The sequence below is a fragment of the Actinomadura sp. RB99 genome (genome assembly GCF_014706005.1).
GTDB lineage: Bacteria > Actinomycetota > Actinomycetes > Streptosporangiales > Streptosporangiaceae > Spirillospora.
The window spans coordinates 117,902-134,678 of sequence record NZ_JABMCA010000010.1 but is presented as its reverse complement, the minus strand read 5'-3'; the positions used below and the strand labels follow the sequence as shown (position 1 = coordinate 134,678).

The window sequence follows — 16,777 nt, the reverse complement described above, 5'->3', positions numbered from 1 at the left end:
GCTCCGGCGCGGCGCACGCACGTTATCGACCAGTCGGGCGAAAGTTCGCGCCGTCCCGTCTGACCTGCTGATCCACAGATGAGCACAGGGGGAACGGGCCCACCGGCGCCGGGGCGTTCCCGTTGTTTTGCCCCGGCTGGCAAACTGAAAACCTGATGGCCGCCCAAAGATCTTCAACCCCTCTCGACCGGCTGCTCGCCGACCCGTCGCGGCGGGACCGCATCACCCATGTGGAGCGTGTTCCCGCACGTGAGGGCCGCCGTGCACCGTGGCCGTCATGGTCGCCCCCGCTGCTCGTGGACCGGCTGGCCGCCGCCGGTATCGAGGCCCCGTGGGAGCACCAGGCCGCCGCCGCGGAGCACGCCCGCGCCGGCCGCTCTGTGATCATCGCCACAGGAACCGCGTCCGGAAAGTCCCTCGCCTACCTGCTGCCCTCCATCGAGGCGATCTATGCGGGCGAGGACGACCACCGCCGCGAGGGGACGATCCTCTACCTGTCGCCGACGAAGGCGCTGGCCGCCGACCAGCTCCGCGCGCTGCGCGCCCTGCGGCTCACCCGCGTCCGCGCCGCGACCTACGACGGCGACACCCCCCGCGACGACCGCTCCTGGGTCCGCCAGCACGCCAACTACGTGCTGACCAACCCCGACATGCTGCACCGGTCGATCCTGCCCGGGCACTCCCGCTGGTCGTCGTTCCTGCGCCGCCTCCGCTACGTCATCGTGGACGAGGCCCACGGATACCGCGGGGTCTTCGGCTCGCACGTCGCGCAGGTCCTGCGCCGCCTCCGCCGCGTCTGCGCCCGGTACCACGCCGACCCCACCTTCATCCTGGCGTCCGCCACCACGTCCGAGCCCGCGTCCACCGCGTCCCGCCTCACCGGCCTCGACGTCGTCGCCGTCGACGACGACGCCTCGCCCCGCGGACCGGCCACGTTCGCGCTGTGGGAACCGCCCCTCACCGACCTGCGCGGCGAGCAGGGCGCCCCCGTCCGCCGCACCGCCACCGCCGAGGCCGGCGACCTCCTCGCCGACCTCGTCGTCGAGGGCGTCCAGACCCTCGCGTTCGTCCGGTCCCGGCGCGGCGCCGAGTCCGTCGCGCTCGGCGCGAAACGCGCGCTCCACGAGGTCGCGCCCGCCCTCGCCGAGCAGGTCGCCGCCTACCGCGCGGGCTACCTCCCCGAAGAGCGCCGCGCCCTCGAAGCCGCGCTGCGCTCCCGCTCCATCGTGGGCCTGGCCAGCACGAACGCCCTCGAACTCGGGGTGGACGTGTCCGGGCTCGACGCCGTCCTCGTCTGCGGCTGGCCCGGCACCCGCGCGTCGCTCTGGCAGCAGGCCGGACGCGCCGGACGGTCCGGGCAGGCCGCCCTGTCCGTCCTCGTCGCCCGCGACGACCCCCTCGACACCTTCCTCGTCCACCACCACGAGGCGATCTTCGGGACGCCGGTCGAGGCGACCGTCCTCGACCCCGACAACCCGTACGTCCTCGAACCGCACCTGTGCGCCGCCGCGTCCGAACTCCCCCTCACCGAGGACGACGCCGCGCTCTTCGGGCCGTCCACCGCCGACCTGCTGCCCGACCTCGTCCGCCGCGGGTTCCTGCGCCGCCGCCCCAACGGCTGGTACTGGACGCGCCGCGACAAGGCGTGCGACCTCGCCGACATCCGCGGCGCGGGCGGCGCGCCCGTCCAGGTCGTCGAGACCGCCACCGGACGCCTGCTCGGCACCGTCGACGAGGCGTCCGCGCACACCACCGTCCACGACGGCGCCGTCTACATCCACCAGGGCGACTCGTTCATCGTCCAGACCCTCGACCTGGACGACTCCGTCGCGCTCGTCGAGGCCGCCGACCCCGACTACTCCACCACCGCGCGCGACGTCACCGACATCACCATCGCCGAGACGCTCCGCTCCACCTCCTGGGGCGACGCGACCCTCTGCTACGGCACCGTCGACGTCACCAGCCAGGTCGTCGCCTACCAGATGCGCCGCGTCCAGACCGGCGAGATGCTCGGCGAGAAGCCCCTGGACCTGCCGCCCCGCACCCTGCGCACCCGCGCCGTCTGGTGGACGCTGTCCGACCCGCAGGTCGACGCCCTCGGCGACCTCGACCTCGCGGGCGCCGCGCACGCCGCCGAGCACGCCTCCATCGGCCTGCTCCCGCTCTACGCCACCTGCGACCGGTGGGACATCGGCGGCGTCTCCACCGCCGTCCACCCCGACACGGGCCTGCTCACCGTCTTCGTCTACGACGGGCACGAGGGCGGCGCCGGCTTCGCCGAACGCGGCTACGCCGACGCGGCCGCCTGGCTCCGCGCCACCCGTGACGCGATCGCCTCCTGCGAGTGCGACTCCGGCTGCCCGTCCTGCATCCAGTCCCCCAAGTGCGGCAACGGCAACGACCCGCTCGACAAGCAGGGCGCCCTGACCCTCCTGGCCGTCCTCCTGCAAGCCGCCCCCTGACCGCACGCCCGCGCACGTCGACGCGACGGCCGGAAACGGGCAGCGCCTACCCTCTACCGCCTAGTTCGGTGCGACGCGCTGCGCGGGGACGGACGGCTGCTCGTCGAGCCCGCGGCGGGCCTGCGCCAGCGCCTGCTGAAGCTTGCGGCGTTCGAGCTCCAGCGTCTGCAGCGACTCCTCGTGCTCGTCCCGCAGGTCCCGCAGCTCCCTGCGGATGTTCATGCTGCGCCGGAACCCGAGGGCGGCGATCCCCGCGCCCGCCATGAACACGATGGCGACGACGACGCCCGCCAGGAACAGATGCCACTGCTCCGTGACGCCGGGCACCTCGTGCCCGAACGCGGTCACGTGGACCTCGCCGGTGTTGCCCAGGATGACGGCCACGGCCACGGCGATGGCGGCGAGCGTGACGACCAACCCCAGAATGATCATGCGGAGGGTCTCCTCTCCAGTGCCGGACAATGCGGGGGAATCCGACTGGCAAGGCAGCCTAGACCGTTCTCAATCCCCGTCCAAGACCACACCTGACTCCCCCGCCCCACCGCACCGTCGATGCGACGCCCGCCGCCCACCCGCGTCGTGGCCGGTCGATGGGGCGAGAGGAGCTACTTGCGGCGACGTCCGCGGCCGGAGGAACGGCGCTTGCCCGGGGCCTTCCCGGAGGACGGCCTGGCGATCTGGACGTCCACGCCGCCCGACTTGCCCAGCGCCGCGGGACGCCGCGCGGCCCTGCTCTTCGGCTTCGCCTTCGACGCCTTGGCCGCCGACGCTCCGCCGAGGACCCTCGTGTCACCGGCGCGGGCACCCGCGACCGCCTTCACGGACCCCGTCTTGGCGATGGCCTCGGCGCGGGCGATCCGCTCGCGGGCGCTCTTGACGCGCTTGCGCCCGGTCCCGCCGCGCGCGATCCGCGCGGCCGTCCCGAGGCTGTTCGATCCGGCCTGGGCGACGCGCAGCCGCCGCGTCCACGTGCCGAGGTGGGCCGCGACGATCAGCAGGACCAGCGCGATCCCGACGCTCTTGCCCCACTGCAGCCGGTCGGTCGCCGCGACGTTCACGGCCTTCGGCGCGTCCGTCGCGATCTGCGGCGCGGGGTAGGTGAGGCCGGGCGTCGCACCGTCGGGCTGGACGGACGGCAGCGTGACCGGCGACTCGTTGTTGAACGGCGTCAGCGGGGTGGACGTGCTCGGTCCGGTGGTCCCGGTCGGCAGCGACGGCGCGGAACCGGTCGGCAGGCTCCCGGTGGCGCCGCCCGCCACGGCACTGGCCGTCGTGGGGGACGAGAACAGCGAGCCGCCCGTCCCGGTCGACCGCCGGGCCCGCACGCCCACGGAGACCGTCCCGCTCGACCGCGTCAGCGACAGCCTGGCGGAGCAGCTCGTCCCGGAGCAGAGCGAGCCCATCGACCCCGACTTCGAGCCGACCCCAGACCCCGACAGGGAGTAGCCGAGCAGGTCGTCCTCATAGCCGCGGTTCCACTTCACCACGACCTTGCCGCCGGACACGCTCGCGGAGACGCCGGTCGGCGCGGCGGGCGCGATCCGCACGGTGAAGGTGTTGGAGTCGTAGACCTGGTTGGTGATCGAGCCCTTGAGGTAGGCCTTGTACTTGCCGTTGCGGCGCAGCTCGAGCGGGGCCGACAGGTCGCCGGCCCAGCTGCTCTCCTTGAGGAACGTGTCGCCGATCCCGGGACCGTCGACGCGCAGCTGCATCTTCAGCGCGAAGTCGTAGTGCGCCTTCACGGTGACGCTCGTCCCGCTGGTGATGACGGCGCCGTTCGCGGGGCTGATCACCGCCGTCGTCGCGGCGTTCGCGGGCAACGCCCCGAGAACCGGGATGCTCATCGCAAGGGGAGCCGCGAGCGCGACTGCACCGATCCTGCGAATGATGGTCACGGCCTCAATCCCTTCGACAGCGTTCTGCATCTCCACCCGCCGAGGACGACGCTCGCGGGGCGCACTGTGCCGAGTGATGACTATGGGCTCAGGGCAGCGTAACGTACCGGACGGTAGGAAAAATCACAGGAAGATGACAAAGAGGTCGCGGATACCGGGTCCACCTCACGCACCTCCCTATTGACACTCAGTGCAACGAGTCGCGCCGGGTCAGGTTACGCCCTCTGACCCCACGGGGCCAGCCCGGGCCCTCGAACGGACGCGGACGGCACCGCCCCCGAGCGGCACTCGCAGCGCCACCGTCACCTCGACATCGACGACCTCGCCGCGGACCCGGCACCGCGCCAGCCGCGCCCCGGACCTCGCCGCGACCTCGCGCGCCCTCCCGCACGCGTCCGCCGCCCCGTCCGCCGCCCGCGCCGCACCGGCCAGCGCGGCGAGGTCCGCCGCCGTGTCCCCCCGATGCCGCGCCGCCCGCACCCCGCCGACCCCGACGGCCGCCACACCACCGACCCAGATAACGACCATGAACGCCACCACCCAGACAGTCCCCGCCCCCCGATCACACCCCCACCTCCCCCAAACCCGCCGCCCGCACCTCACACCCCACCCCCTTCCAGAACCAGGCCCCACCAGAACACCACCAACCCCCCTTCTCCTCGCCGCCTTCTCCTCGCCCCCTTCCTCCAGGCCCCCTTTACGCCTGCCGCAGCACCCGGCCGTCGCCTCGCCACGCCGTGACGCCGAATTCCGCTAAGGCCCACCGATTCACCGCGCCCCCGGTCCCGTCGTGGGCGCCCAGTTCCACCTCGGCACGCGAGTCCGCCTAGGCACGCCTCCTAGCTGACACGGCGGCCGAATCAGCACGACATCCCAACTCGACACAGCGGCCGACTCGACACGATGTTCGGGCTCGACACGACGGCCGACTCGACACGAGGGCCAGCCCGACACGACGGCCGGCCCGACACGACGGCCGGCCCGACACGACGTCCCGGCCCAACACGACGTCCCGGCCCAACACGACGTCCCGGCCCAACACGACGTCCCGACTCGACACGACGTCCCGACTCGACACGTTGCGCCGTGCCATGCCTGGGGGCGCGGGGTGGTCATGTCGCGGGGGTGGGGTCGGTTGCGGCACCTGGTTCTGTGGCGGCGGCGACATGGGCGTGGACGGTCAGGGGCGGCAGGCCGGTAGCGGCGGGGGGTTCGACCGGCGCGGAGACGTCGACCTCGACGGTCGCGGCGTCGCGGTGGACCGTCACCGTGGCGTGCGGTGGGACCGCCTTGACCACCAGCTCCCGCACTGCGGCGAGAGACTCGCCGCGTGCCGCCGCCCGTGCACCGGTCCGCGCGGCGTCGATACAGGTGAGCTGGGCCGACGCGACCGCCACGCCCCAGAGCGCGATGGCGGTGACGAGCACCAGGCTGGGCAGTGCCAGCGCGATCTCGGCCGTCACCATGCCCCGGTCACGGGCACCACGGCCTACCCGGCCATCTGCAGGGCCTTCTTGATGATCCCGGTGAGCATGGTGTGGACCTCCGGACTCGTGACGATCTTGAAGAGCAGGGTCGCGAACGCCGCGGCGGCGATGGTGCCGACGGCGTATTCGGCGGTGGACATTCCTCGGTCTCCGGAAAGGCGTCGCCATCTCCGCACCACCATCTGTTTCGCCCGCATGGGGCCTCCTTGTTCTCCTTGGGGACGCCCGATCGCGTCTGATCCCAGGCTCGGGTGCGGCGGATCCGGTCACCAGGTGAACCGCGTTCTGTGGATAACTCGACGCGGTCACCACGGCAGGAGGATGGTCGAGGCGATTCCGGCGATCGCCGGCACCACTCCGAGCAGGACGAACGCGGGCAGGAAGCACAGCCCCAGCGGTGCGAGCGCCCGCACGCCCGCGGCGCGGGCGCGCGCGGCCGCCGCCGTGCGCGCCACGCGCCGCTGATCCCGCGCGAGGCGTCCGAGGGACGGCGCCAAGGCCGCGCCGCTGGAGACGGCCCGAACGGCGGTGCGAGCCAAGGGCGCCAGGACCGGCTCCTCAGTGAGCGCGAGCCATGCGTCCACGGGGTCGGCGCCGAGACGGATCTGGACGGCCACACCGCGCAGTTCCGCACCAAGGGGGCCGCTGACCGCGTCCGCGACGGCCTCGACGGCGTCGTGCCAGGGGGCACCGCCGCGCAGGCACGCGGCAAGGAGGTCCACGGCGACCGGAAGGTCCGCGATGAGTCGGGACTGCCGTCGTCGCCGGTCGGCACTTCCTAGCCGCCCGAAGGAGTACCGGACGGCTGCGGCAACGACGACGCCGAGCGCTCCACCCATCAGCCCACCGAAGGCCACCCAGCACAGGACACCGGCCGCCAAGCACGCAGCCCGCCGCAACGTCGCCTCGCGCCGCCCGCTTTCGGCACGCTCCTTGGCGTCCCCGTTCTCCGCATGCCGCGCTCGGGTGAAATCTGAGACGTCCGGGTCGCGTGTTCGCGGCCTCGGCGGCGCCTGGTCGAACTGCCCACCGAGTCGACGTCCGGCCGCGTTCGCTCCCTGTGGGAGAAGGAAGCCCGACGCCGCCGCGCAGAGCATCACCATGAACGTCACCATCGTTCCTCCGTTTCTCATGCCCTCAGCTCGCCGCCCGAGCCGCCTTCGCGCGATGCGCCTGGCTGCCCCTGTCGGGTCCACGCGGTTGTCGCCCGACGTTCCGAAGCCGCCTTGTCGGGTCTGCGGCGGCTGCGGTCCGATGTTCCGAAGCCGCCTTGTCGGGTCTGCGGCGGCTGCGGCCCGACGTGCTGAAACGACCCGTCCCAGCACTGCTGCGGCAGCCGCTGAGGCGGCGAGTCGCTGTTCGTCCGCCGAACCTGGAGCACCGAAGCGTCGTCGCCCTCCCCGGCGCGGGGCGCCACCTGCATCTCGGTCCTTAGCGAGCTGCCAGCGGCGCGGCCCGTCGCCCACTCGCGGTGGCAGCGTCCTGGGTGTGAGTGCGGTTCGTCTCGTCCTTGTCAGTGAGCGGCACGGCGGCCACGCTCAACCTCATCGGACGCGTCGCTGCTCCTTCGCCGCACGTGGGGCGCGGCCCTACCCGGTGCGGGGCCGGGCGCTGGGCTGGCTGGTGCTGCTAGTGGATTTGGTCATGGTGAGCGACGCAGCGGTGCGGGACGGCATCATCAGAAGCGTCGCTGCTTCATCTGCACCGCCGCGCTCCTTCGATGCCCTCCCGGGCGCCGGCCACCGAGCGTCGTCGCCACACTGGCGAGGTCGCATCGTTGAGCGGCGCCGCTGTCAGGGCTGGTGAGCGTGAGCGACACGGCGGTGGTGGGCCGACCCCCACGAAGCGATTTCCTACTTCATCTGCACTGCCAGGCTCCTTGGATGCACTTGTGGATGTGGGCCACCGAGCGTCGTCGCCACACTGGCGAGGTCGCATCGTTGAGCGGCGCCGCTGTCAGGGCTGGTGAGCGTGAGCGACGCGGCGGGTGTGGGCCGACACCACCGAGGCGGTTTGCTACTTCATCTGCACTGCCGGGCTCCGTCGATGCGCTTGTAGGCGTGGGCCACCGAGCGTCGTCGTCATGCTGGCGAGGTTGTTGAGCGGCCGGCCGGTGCGGTATCGGGGCTTGTGAGGGTGAGCGCGGCGGGGTGGGACGGCCTCACGGGGCGGTTTGCTGCTTCATCTGCACCGCCTAGCTCCTTCGATGTGTCAGTCGGGGGGGCACCGAGGCGTTGTCGCAGTGCTTGCGACGTCGCTTGCTGTGCGGCTGAGGGGTGCCGTTACTGGAGGAGGGTGAGTAAGGCGTGGGCATGGCCAGCCTCGTATAGGGCGCGTCGCTGCTTCTGTCGGCGTTGCCAGGCCTTTTTGTGCGCCTGGGATCTGGGGCATCGAGGCGGGGTTGGGTTGTCGGCTGCGTCGGGGCGTTCTAGACGGTGTTGCTGGTTGTCGGGTGAATGGTTCGGCGGTCGTGGCTCGGCCTCACGGAGTGTGACGCTGGTGCGTTGGCGCGGGCCTTTGGTGCGTCTGAGGGTGTCGCGGTGGCGTTGGAATGGTGGCGGGGGCGGGTTGCTGCGTTGTTGGTCAGGTGTGGGTCAGGTGGGTGACTCGGCGGTTCTGGCGAGGTGGCGGGTCCAGTAGAGGCCGGTCGCGTTGAAGGCGAGGCCCGTGAACAGGCAGGCGAGGCCGGGGAGGGAGCCGCAGAGGAAGGTGAGGGGATGGGCGCCCAGTGCGGCGGCCATGCCGACGCCCAGGAGCGGGAGCGCGGCGAGGAGGCGGGCCGTCGCGCGGGGGCCGGCCAGCTGGACCGAGACGTCCTGGCGTTGGGCTTCTTCGTCGCGGAGTGCGGCGGCCAGGCCGTCCAGGACGGTGGCGAGGGTGCCGCCGCGTTCGGTGCCGATGCGCCAGCAGGCCGCGAGGAGGCGCAGGCCCTCGGCGCCGGGCTCGCGGGCCAGTCCGGCCAGGTGGTCGGGGATCGACGGGGGCGGGCGGCCGGGGGTGAGGAGTTCCGCGGCCACGTGCGGGTCGAGGACGGCAGCGGACAGCGTGAACGCCTCTTCGGGGGTGCGGCCGGCGGCCAGTTCGGCGGCCATCCCGTCGCACAGCTCGATGATCGAGGTGCGGCGACGGGCGGGCCGGGTCCGGCGTTCCCTGAGCACTTCGATGCGGGTGCGGAGGGCTGGGGCCAGGGGTGCGGGGGCCGGGTCGGCGATGCGCGCGAGGCGCAGGCCGGCGGGGGACGGGCCGAGCAGCAGCCAGGCGGACGCGGCGGAGAAGAGGACGGCGAGCCCGGTCGCGGCGGTCATGGCGTCCACCCCAGCCGGGCCGCCAGGGCGTCGGCACCCGCAGCGGCGATCGTCTGGCCGGCGGCGGTGAACGTGACGGCGGGCAGGACGCCGACCAGGCCGTCGGCGGCGCGGCGCAGCAGGCAGACCTCGGCGACGCGGCGACGGCCGCCGCCGGGTTCGCGGACCAGGTGGACGACGATGTCGAGCGCGGCGGCGAGCTGGCTGTGGACCGCTTCGCGGGAGAGGCCGGCGGCGCACGCCAGCGCCTCCAACCGGGCCGGGACGTCGGCGGCGGTGTTGGCGTGCAATGTGCCGCAGCCGCCCTCGTGGCCGGTGTTCAACGCCTGGAGCAGGTCCGCGACCTCGGCACCTCTGACCTCGCCGACCACCAGGCGGTCCGGGCGCAAGCGGAGGGCTTGGCGAACGAGGTCGTTCAGCGTGACGCCGCCCGCGCCCTCCACGTTGGGCGGGCGGGCTTCCAGGCGGACGACGTGGGGGTGCGTCGGGCGCAGCTCGGCGGAGTCCTCGACCAGCAGGAGCCGCTCCCCTGGGTCGGCCAAGGAGAGCAAACTGCTGAGCAGCGTGGTCTTGCCGGTCCCGGTTCCCGCCGGTTTCACCAAAGGAACCCAAGAACCGCACCGTAACACGCACGGGCTCAGACGCGGGACGGCCCCCGCGCCCGAAACAGGGAACGGGGGCCGCTCGCGTGCCCTACGCGGGACGGTCACCACATCGCGCGATGCCGCCCGTGGTACCGCCGGGGCCGCCGGTCAACGGCCAGTGCCAGCACACCCGCCACTAGGAACCCGGTCGCCGCCGCGACCGTCCCCCACATCGCTAGCGTCACCACCGCGCCCGCGCTCACAGCGCCGCGCCTTCCTTGCCACCGGACCGCAGCCATGCAAGGCGGGCACGGCAACGCGCGTCATCCCCGCCCCGCGACGGGTAGCGGTACCACAGGATGTCCGCACGTTCCGTCTCAGCCACGCAGAACTCCCGCGTAGGGCCGAACACCTGGGATTCGAGCCCGGCCGTCTCGGACGGAAGTAGCGGCACACGCAGGGTCGCGGACCAGTGCCCGCCATCCTCGCTTTGGGCCGGTTCGTACCACCGCGCGGACACTTCCCCGCCCGTAGTCTTGTTGGCCATGTGGGGCTCCCTTCGCGAGCCTCGCTAGACCCGTCCGGCGTTCCGAGCGTCGGGCGGGTCGCTTCGTTTCCAGCCCCTCACCATAGTCCGCACTGTCAGCACTGTCAGCGGTGTAAGCACTGGTCAGACCGTAAGGCGGGTTCGGGCTGTCCGTAGTGTGGAACCGTGCTGATCGACCTTGACGGCCCCGAGCCGCTATGGCGGCAAGTGGCCGATCATCTCGCGGGCAGAATCGCGGCCGGGGAATGGGTCCGCCGACTGCCCAGCGTTCGCACGCTCGCGGATGAATACGGCGTCAGTCACACGACCGTTTCCGACGCGCTACGCGAGTTGTCACAGCGCGGACTTGTGGTGACCACACGGGGACGCGGGACGTTCCTTGCCAAGCCCCCAGCAGACAACACCTAGCCATTGCGCAGCGCTGCACAACCCGCAGACATTACAGAAGCCCCCGGGACGGAACCCGGGGGCTTCTGTGTGCCTGCTAGTCGCGGGAAGCCGCGAACGTGATGTCTTCCGCCTCACGGATGACCGTTCCGCCCGGCTCGATCAGTTCCGGCCGGTCCAACACCACCGCGTCAATCTGCGCCCGCCACTCGCGTTCTTCCGCCCGCGACATCCGTCCGTCATTGACCATCGCGGCAAGAAGGTCACTCGCGATTTCCGCGAGAACGTCAACCTTTGCCGCGTCAGTCACTTGCGACGGAATGCCATAGTCCGCCGAGTTGTCACCATTGAACGCGGACACGCTAAACTCACTGGCCATGGGGTGAAGCCTCCAGACAGGTTGATCCCCTAGGCCCCGGACCGTGCTGCAACACGGTTTCGGGGCCATCTTGTGTCAGCCATAAGAGCACCCGAAATCCCCCGCGTCAACCCGGCAGAGAACGGCGGAAACGGTGTCGCGTGAGGCACTTACGCGGGGGTGTGCAAGTTGCCTTACAGACCCCCGCGAGTTGTCAACACGGGAGCCCCGCGACTTGTGCAGCGCTGCACAACCCTCGTAAACACGTAAAACCCCGGGCTGCCCGGCGCGTAAAGCGCTAGGCACCCGGGGCTTAGTGATTACACCGTCACGTCAACCGGTGACACCAGAAATGACAAGCGACGGGAAAGGTAATGGCATCCTTTCCAGTCGAACCGGAAAGGGCGTCAACGGGCGATGGTAACTCTCTGTCTATCGTGGCGACCTGTAAACCCGTACAAACGCTCTGGTGCTAACCCCACGCGTTCGGTAACCCCTATAGAAGCCGGGCCAACCCCCGGGTCTGGTCACCCTCAGTTAGAGCAGTGAATGTCCAATGACATTGAACGTTGCTCATTCGCTCGCTAAGCGACGAACACGATTGACCGTTGCCCAGAGACGCCCCGGCCGCCCCGGGGCGGCAGGGGGCCAGTGGGGGCCGCGCACGGGCCGTCCTGTCCGCCGGTCGGCCGGACGCACCGTGCGCCGTGCAGCTCTGCCACCTCGCGGGGAGAGTCCAGCCCATTCCGCTTAGCCCAATCGGCACGCACCCGGGCAGGCGGGGGTAGGGCTAGGCGGCCCCCATTCGGCCCCTAAGCGCCGTACCCGAGTTACCCCTAGCCCAGCCCCCAGGGGGGCTCTTTCAAGCCGCGTACGCCGCTACAGCGCTAAGCATCTGGCAGCATGCCCGGGTGCTGTTCGCGGGGGCGCATGCGGGAGTTCCCCTTCGCTTTCCGCTTCGCGGCGGAACGCTGCCCGCCTAGAACCTGGTGGCAGGGATGGCACACGCTTTGCAGCATGCTTAGCCGGTGGTCGTTCGGGTCCCCAATGTGGTCAACCTCAGTAGCGCGTCCCGTGCATTTCCGCGTCCGCGCCTGGCATTCGCCCCGATCCCGTCGCAGGACCGCCGCGCGAATCCTCGCCCAGCCTCGCGGCATAGGGGCGCTTCGCCATGTGCCCATGCTCTCTATGCCCTCCTCACGGCTCTCATTTCGACTCAATCAGCCGAACGGCCCGGGGGTACCCCTACGCGAGTACCCCCGGGTTCAATCAAGCCGCATAACCGATGTCCACAAACGCGGGGCGCAGAACCAGCGCGGTAACCCCCGCCGCGCTCACGTTCACACGTGCCATTCCGTCACGCTGAACGAAACTACCGTCCAGGCGGACATACCGGGTTTCGCCAGCGGCAAGGGTGACCTTCCGCGTGAAAAGATTCTCGGACCCGTCAGCCGTGCATACAGACGGAACGGTCACAGTCGCGGCAGCCGACGCGGTGAGTCGGAGAATCTCCGAACCGTCACCTGCAATCGGGAACTGTCCGCCGTCCGCGACAGTCAGCGCGGTACCGGCAGGCTCCGCAGCATTCGGGCCGATCCGCACATCCGCGATGTTCGCACGTGCCATGTGTCTTTCCTTTCAACCGGCCGCCGGTCCGCCCGGCGGTCATGTCCATACGGGGCTGAGCGCCTTTCTCCCGCCAGGAACGGGCGGGGGCTGATATCCGATAACCCCCAGCCCGCCTCATGCCGTCTCAGCCGTTCTCAGCCTTCCGCGCGGCGTACTCCGCGTTGAATCGGTCGGCTTCCTCCTGAGTGATTGACCGGGCGTACCCCACTACCCATGGCCGGTGTTTGTGCTCGAAAATCACCGTCTGCCCGGCCCGAAACGGCCCCGGGGATTCCTCGCCGTTCGCGGGGGACTCCAGGGCGGTCACTTCCGATCCGCCTGAGAAAGCGTCCGGGCGATCTCCCCGAACGACATGCCCGCGCCCCGTAGTTCCTGGATACGCGCGTCATAGTCGGTCGCATCCGTCCATTGCGCGTCAATCGCGGCCACACGCTTAGCGGCATCCCCCGGACTCACGCCAGCGTCAAGCAACGCCTGTGCGAGCTTCTCACGCGCGGTTGTGATTTCCTGTTCACTCATCCCGAATTCCTTTTCAGTTTGTCCGACGCTTCCGCGACGCGGTTCGAGCGGCAATCTGCTGCCAACTCAGACCATTTTGGCGCATCACCATGAGCTGATCACGAGAGAAGTCCCCAAGATCGAACCCATAGGCACCCGCGTAATCGTCACCCTGTGGAGTCCCTAGAAGGGACTCCACTACTTCCATACGCGGCGCACCCGAACCGTTGACCAGGTTCACGGTAAGGGCCGCCAGCGACGCATCAAAGGCTGCGTTATCCGCCTCTTGTGCGGTGACGGCTTTCCGAATGCGCGCGGCCACGTCCTCATCAGAAGCACCCGACTCAATCAGCGCGTCAATCTCCGCGTTGCGTGCGGCCGTCCGGTTCCGAATTTCGCTACGGTGATTGATTCCCCGGGCCGGAACCCTGAAAAGGTCGTCACTCATTGTCGGCAGCCTCCCCCATACGCGCCGAGTTGTTCCGGACAAGACGCGATTCCGGCGGCAACCCGTCCACGTATTCGATAACCGCCGAGCGTTCCAGCATGAGCGCAATGTTATGCGCAACATCCCGTTCAGCCGCGTCCCGCTCCGTACCACGCACCCGTCGCATTGCCGGAAGACGGCCCCGTGAATCCGCTGAGCCGTAGTGCTCGTCCATCCAACGGGCCGCGTTCCGCACAATCACAGCGGCCGACGTGTACCCCCGCCCCGCGCCGTCTTGAATGACTTCATTCGGTAGGCCAAGCACGCCCGTTTGTGTGTCCGTACCCTGCGCGTACTGTTCCAGGTCCCGCCGGTATGAGAAGGCTGCAATGAACGCGTCACGCGCCGTGTGAAACGCCTTTTCGGCCTCCAGATAGGCGTCAGCGGCCGAACTGATCGCTTCCTGCGCACCCGGAATGGCGACCGGCGCGACCTTAACGAACACCTCCCATGCGCGGGCGTCCACCTTTTCCTTCTCCCGCATCAGCCGGAACCACTCTCCGACAATCGCGGGCCGCTTGTCCTCGGCATCCGCGACGTACCCGCCCTTAGGACGGGTGGGGGGCTTAGTGCCGTTCTGAATCGCGGCGACATAGACGCGTTCCTTGTCCTCCGCGACGGCGCGCCAACGCTCGGAAAGCAGGTCATCGTGTTCGTCGTCGTACTCGATCAGCGCGTCAATAGCCGTTTCCAGCGTGGCCCGCGCCTCTACCCATTCCGGCGTGATGTCGTCCGGTACCATGCCGAACGGAGTACGAACCCTAAGGCCGTCGCTACGCTGGTTTCCGGTCAACAGTTCCATTGCGTCTCTCCTCTTTCGCGGGCATTACGGGTGTGAGCCCGGGGAAGCGCACCCGCCACACTTCCCCGGGCAAGTCTCATTCGGCGTCCGCGTCGTCAAGCGCGCGAAAGGACACCATGTCTTGATTCCAGGCATACGCGGGCCGTTCATCCGCGTAATAGGACTTCGGCCGGACCGGCACACCGCCGGTCGGATGCTCCCCGGGACCAATCCGGCCCTCAACAATCGCGGCTGAAAGCACACTGTCCAGGTCCGGGGTATTCGCGGTCATGTGCGGTTCGCAATCTCGCCGGTCGCCGGGTCGATCCAAGCGAGCACATACCCGGCCGCTTCGATCTCCCGTCGCCATGCCGCGCGGGTTTCTCGGAGATCCTCAGCGCTCAGAGTGTGCGTGTAGCGGACGCTCGCCCAACGGCGCAGCTCCCCGATAGAAGGCCACACGTAGCCCAGATGCGGCATGGGCAGTTCGCGGCGGCTCACGACTTACGCCCCGAATGCGGGACGTACCGGCGGCCGTCCGCGAAGAACAGCCCCGAATAGCCCTTGATTGCGTACGTGTCGGCTTTAGAGCCGGACACGCGGCACGGCCACCACGGCGTCATTCGCGGCATGTCCAACGGCGTTGCGCTAGTCGTCATCGTCGTTCCATTCATCGGAGTTCACAGCCGCCCCCTTGCGGTCGGCCGGGTCAGTGCAGAACAGCATTTGTCGCTCTCATGAATTGGTAACTAATAGCCACGGGCCGGCGCCTGACCGTAACAATTCGTGTTTACTGATCTCGGGCCGCTGTCTTCGCGATTTTGTAATACGCGGTGATCTCCCGGCGTCCGCCCTGATGCCACACCCGCCGGTCATCTCGGAGAAGGCTTTTCACGGCGTTATGCGCCTGGATGTTCCACGGAATCGCGTGACCGGTCGCGGCCCGGTACTCATCCTGTAGCGGATTTACGCGGCGGACGATCTCAGCGTCAATGTCTGGGCCGCCGGAAAGCGCGTCCGCAAGCGGCCCGTCCGTACGCCAGAACCCCACGCCCGTACCTCGGGCGTAGCGCAGCGTCCCGCCATACGCGGTAATGATGTCGTCCGCTATCCAGCGGGTCACTAGGTTTTTCTTGTCCGTCGCGGAAAGCGTGGACAGTTCGGCATGTGTCGGCCGGTTCATTTCAAGATCAACCTTAGAAACAGAAAAGCCCCGGCACCCGTCCGCGCTGCAACTCGCGGACAGGCCCGGGGCATGTCGTGGGACGGATTACATCTCCGGCGGGATGCCCTACGCCACCCGGTTGCAGGCGGGTAGCGGACTCGCTGAGTCGCGGGAAAGTGCGTGACGAAAGCCGAACCGCCCCCGCCCGGGGAGAGTGTCACCCGGGCGGAGACGATTCATGGAAAGGGCAGCATGGGTAAGCTGCACAACCCCCGCACGGGGCGAGGGAAGAATGTGAGTAGCGCGGAAGAACAACACGCGCGGCGTGAATCCCCGTCCACCAGCCTGCCGGGGATGGCCCCCGTCTAAGCGGTCGGGCACCGGTCAAGGTCTTACGGCTTTCGGCTTCCGTACCAAGCATTGTCCGCCGCCGGTCGTGGTCCCGGATTCGCTAATGGGATGCAACGGGATGACGTGCCGCGCGGGAAGTACTCTCGTACGGGAAACGAAAAAGGGGCGGCCCCCAGGTCGACCGCGCGCCGAATCGCGGTAAACCAGGGAACCGCCCCTAGCCCGATAACCCCGGGCAAAGGTGGTTTGTGTGCGCAGCATTCAACGGTTCGGCGTCGCTGCGGTATGACGGGGCTACCGTCATACCTAAGTTATGTGCCGCCACACCGCAATAGTTCGCGAAACCGCCGAGAAATTCAGTTCATTACCGCGACGCGCGCGCGGGAACGGGCCGCATTCGCGCGGTGAGTCGGCCGGTACGCCGTCCGGCGGCACCCGAGACCGCAGTAACGCGCACGGTTGCCCTTAGGCGTGAAAGGACGGTTGCAGGTTGCGCACGGGATAGGGGACACGTTGACCTCCCGAGGTGATGAGTTGCCGGTGTGGGTGTTCTGTGCCGCCGCCGCCCGGGTGTTCGCGGGGATCCTGCGGAACCCTTCCGCCGCCCCCGCCGCTTGTGCAGCGCTGCTCAACGGGCCGTATGACGCTATGACGAGTTGGACCCAAAATCCTGTTTCCCTTTAGCTTTTCTTATTAGAAACCTAGATTTTCATCAGAAACGTCATACCGTCATTAGCCCAGGTCAACACGCTGCATTCGGCCGGACCGATCAACCGCGCCGTCATGCGCCGTCATGCCGGACGGCGGGGGAGGTTCGCGGACGGCCAGACGTCCCTACCGC

The 16,777-nt window shown here is 69.3% G+C and carries 17 protein-coding genes and 1 pseudogene; 2 read left to right on the top strand and 16 right to left on the bottom strand.

Features of this window, described 5'->3' with window-relative positions; translation table 11 throughout:
* Positions 1 to 155 precede the first annotated feature (155 nt).
* The gene (locus amrb99_RS12480; RefSeq protein ID WP_190856077.1) at positions 156 to 2,462 is read left to right on the top strand and encodes a DEAD/DEAH box helicase; all 2,307 of its coding nucleotides are present in this window, start codon (positions 156 to 158) and stop codon (positions 2,460 to 2,462) included.
* Between the two features lie 60 nt (positions 2,463 to 2,522).
* Here the strand turns inward: amrb99_RS12480 and amrb99_RS12475 are convergent, their stop codons facing one another.
* The 9 genes and pseudogenes from amrb99_RS12475 to amrb99_RS12435 all read right to left on the bottom strand — a co-directional run bounded on the left by amrb99_RS12475 (position 2,523) and on the right by amrb99_RS12435 (position 10,280).
* Positions 2,523 to 2,894, bottom strand: coding sequence for a hypothetical protein (locus amrb99_RS12475; RefSeq protein ID WP_190856076.1), 372 nt, complete (start codon positions 2,892 to 2,894; stop codon positions 2,523 to 2,525).
* A gap of 173 nt (positions 2,895 to 3,067) precedes the next feature.
* Positions 3,068 to 4,306, bottom strand: coding sequence for a hypothetical protein (locus amrb99_RS12470; RefSeq protein WP_190856075.1), 1,239 nt, complete (start codon positions 4,304 to 4,306; stop codon positions 3,068 to 3,070).
* 261 nt (positions 4,307 to 4,567) lie between these two features.
* Positions 4,568 to 4,960: an Rv3654c family TadE-like protein gene (locus tag amrb99_RS12465; RefSeq protein ID WP_347256651.1), complete on the bottom strand. Its 393-nt coding sequence runs from the start codon at positions 4,958 to 4,960 to the stop codon at positions 4,568 to 4,570.
* Between the two features lie 509 nt (positions 4,961 to 5,469).
* Complete coding sequence (locus tag amrb99_RS12460) at positions 5,470 to 5,823, bottom strand: TadE family type IV pilus minor pilin (RefSeq protein ID WP_190856073.1); 354 nt, start codon at positions 5,821 to 5,823, stop codon at positions 5,470 to 5,472.
* A 23-nt stretch (positions 5,824 to 5,846) separates the two neighbouring features.
* Positions 5,847 to 6,026 (bottom strand): DUF4244 domain-containing protein, encoded by a 180-nt coding sequence (locus tag amrb99_RS12455; RefSeq protein WP_190856140.1) that lies wholly within the window; start codon positions 6,024 to 6,026, stop codon positions 5,847 to 5,849.
* Between the two features lie 123 nt (positions 6,027 to 6,149).
* Complete coding sequence (locus amrb99_RS12450; RefSeq protein ID WP_190856072.1) at positions 6,150 to 6,959, bottom strand: type II secretion system F family protein; 810 nt, start codon at positions 6,957 to 6,959, stop codon at positions 6,150 to 6,152.
* Between the two features lie 1,479 nt (positions 6,960 to 8,438).
* A complete protein-coding gene (locus tag amrb99_RS12445) occupies positions 8,439 to 9,149 on the bottom strand; it encodes a type II secretion system F family protein (protein ID WP_190856071.1) in 711 nt (236 codons plus the stop codon).
* Positions 9,146 to 9,736 (bottom strand): annotated as a pseudogene (locus amrb99_RS12440) (ATPase, T2SS/T4P/T4SS family); the annotation flags it as partial. The pseudogene amrb99_RS12440 and the gene amrb99_RS12445, both read right to left, overlap by 4 nt.
* A 256-nt stretch (positions 9,737 to 9,992) precedes the next feature.
* Complete coding sequence (locus amrb99_RS12435) at positions 9,993 to 10,280, bottom strand: hypothetical protein (RefSeq protein WP_190856070.1); 288 nt, start codon at positions 10,278 to 10,280, stop codon at positions 9,993 to 9,995.
* 165 nt (positions 10,281 to 10,445) lie between these two features.
* Here amrb99_RS12435 and amrb99_RS12430 point away from each other — a divergent pair, with 165 nt between their 5' ends.
* Positions 10,446 to 10,688, top strand: a complete 243-nt coding sequence (locus amrb99_RS12430; protein ID WP_190856069.1) for a GntR family transcriptional regulator — start codon at positions 10,446 to 10,448, stop codon at positions 10,686 to 10,688.
* Between the two features lie 76 nt (positions 10,689 to 10,764).
* Here the strand turns inward: amrb99_RS12430 and amrb99_RS12425 are convergent, their stop codons facing one another.
* The 7 genes from amrb99_RS12425 to amrb99_RS12395 all read right to left on the bottom strand — a co-directional run bounded on the left by amrb99_RS12425 (position 10,765) and on the right by amrb99_RS12395 (position 15,603).
* On the bottom strand, positions 10,765 to 11,046 hold the full coding sequence (locus amrb99_RS12425; RefSeq protein ID WP_190856068.1) for a hypothetical protein: 282 nt from the start codon (positions 11,044 to 11,046) through the stop codon (positions 10,765 to 10,767).
* Positions 11,047 to 12,294: 1,248 nt separating this feature from the next.
* On the bottom strand, positions 12,295 to 12,651 hold the full coding sequence (locus amrb99_RS12420; RefSeq protein ID WP_190856067.1) for a hypothetical protein: 357 nt from the start codon (positions 12,649 to 12,651) through the stop codon (positions 12,295 to 12,297).
* A 306-nt stretch (positions 12,652 to 12,957) separates the two neighbouring features.
* Positions 12,958 to 13,173, bottom strand: coding sequence for a hypothetical protein (locus amrb99_RS12415; protein WP_190856066.1), 216 nt, complete (start codon positions 13,171 to 13,173; stop codon positions 12,958 to 12,960).
* 13 nt (positions 13,174 to 13,186) lie between these two features.
* On the bottom strand, positions 13,187 to 13,600 hold the full coding sequence (locus tag amrb99_RS12410; RefSeq protein ID WP_190856065.1) for a hypothetical protein: 414 nt from the start codon (positions 13,598 to 13,600) through the stop codon (positions 13,187 to 13,189).
* Complete coding sequence (locus amrb99_RS12405) at positions 13,593 to 14,441, bottom strand: hypothetical protein (protein ID WP_190856064.1); 849 nt, start codon at positions 14,439 to 14,441, stop codon at positions 13,593 to 13,595. The genes amrb99_RS12410 and amrb99_RS12405 overlap by 8 nt, the downstream gene beginning before the upstream one ends.
* A 76-nt stretch (positions 14,442 to 14,517) precedes the next feature.
* Entirely contained in the window at positions 14,518 to 14,712 is a 195-nt protein-coding gene (locus amrb99_RS12400; RefSeq protein ID WP_190856063.1) for a hypothetical protein, read from the bottom strand.
* A 498-nt stretch (positions 14,713 to 15,210) separates the two neighbouring features.
* Positions 15,211 to 15,603, bottom strand: coding sequence for a hypothetical protein (locus tag amrb99_RS12395; RefSeq protein WP_190856062.1), 393 nt, complete (start codon positions 15,601 to 15,603; stop codon positions 15,211 to 15,213).
* Positions 15,604 to 16,777 lie beyond the last annotated feature (1,174 nt).

Coding starts and splice junctions, on each gene's coding strand:
- amrb99_RS12480 (WP_190856077.1), top strand. CDS start 156: ATGGCCGCCCAAAGATCTTCAACCCCTCTCGACCGGCTGCTCGCCGAC.
- amrb99_RS12475 (WP_190856076.1), bottom strand. CDS start 2,894: ATGATCATTCTGGGGTTGGTCGTCACGCTCGCCGCCATCGCCGTGGCC.
- amrb99_RS12470 (WP_190856075.1), bottom strand. CDS start 4,306: ATGAGCATCCCGGTTCTCGGGGCGTTGCCCGCGAACGCCGCGACGACG.
- amrb99_RS12460 (WP_190856073.1), bottom strand. CDS start 5,823: ATGGTGACGGCCGAGATCGCGCTGGCACTGCCCAGCCTGGTGCTCGTC.
- amrb99_RS12455 (WP_190856140.1), bottom strand. CDS start 6,026: ATGGTGGTGCGGAGATGGCGACGCCTTTCCGGAGACCGAGGAATGTCC.
- amrb99_RS12450 (WP_190856072.1), bottom strand. CDS start 6,959: ATGGTGACGTTCATGGTGATGCTCTGCGCGGCGGCGTCGGGCTTCCTT.
- amrb99_RS12445 (WP_190856071.1), bottom strand. CDS start 9,149: ATGACCGCCGCGACCGGGCTCGCCGTCCTCTTCTCCGCCGCGTCCGCC.
- amrb99_RS12435 (WP_190856070.1), bottom strand. CDS start 10,280: ATGGCCAACAAGACTACGGGCGGGGAAGTGTCCGCGCGGTGGTACGAA.
- amrb99_RS12425 (WP_190856068.1), bottom strand. CDS start 11,046: ATGGCCAGTGAGTTTAGCGTGTCCGCGTTCAATGGTGACAACTCGGCG.
- amrb99_RS12420 (WP_190856067.1), bottom strand. CDS start 12,651: ATGGCACGTGCGAACATCGCGGATGTGCGGATCGGCCCGAATGCTGCG.
- amrb99_RS12415 (WP_190856066.1), bottom strand. CDS start 13,173: ATGAGTGAACAGGAAATCACAACCGCGCGTGAGAAGCTCGCACAGGCG.
- amrb99_RS12410 (WP_190856065.1), bottom strand. CDS start 13,600: ATGAGTGACGACCTTTTCAGGGTTCCGGCCCGGGGAATCAATCACCGT.
- amrb99_RS12405 (WP_190856064.1), bottom strand. CDS start 14,441: ATGGAACTGTTGACCGGAAACCAGCGTAGCGACGGCCTTAGGGTTCGT.
- amrb99_RS12400 (WP_190856063.1), bottom strand. CDS start 14,712: ATGACCGCGAATACCCCGGACCTGGACAGTGTGCTTTCAGCCGCGATT.
- amrb99_RS12395 (WP_190856062.1), bottom strand. CDS start 15,603: ATGAACCGGCCGACACATGCCGAACTGTCCACGCTTTCCGCGACGGAC.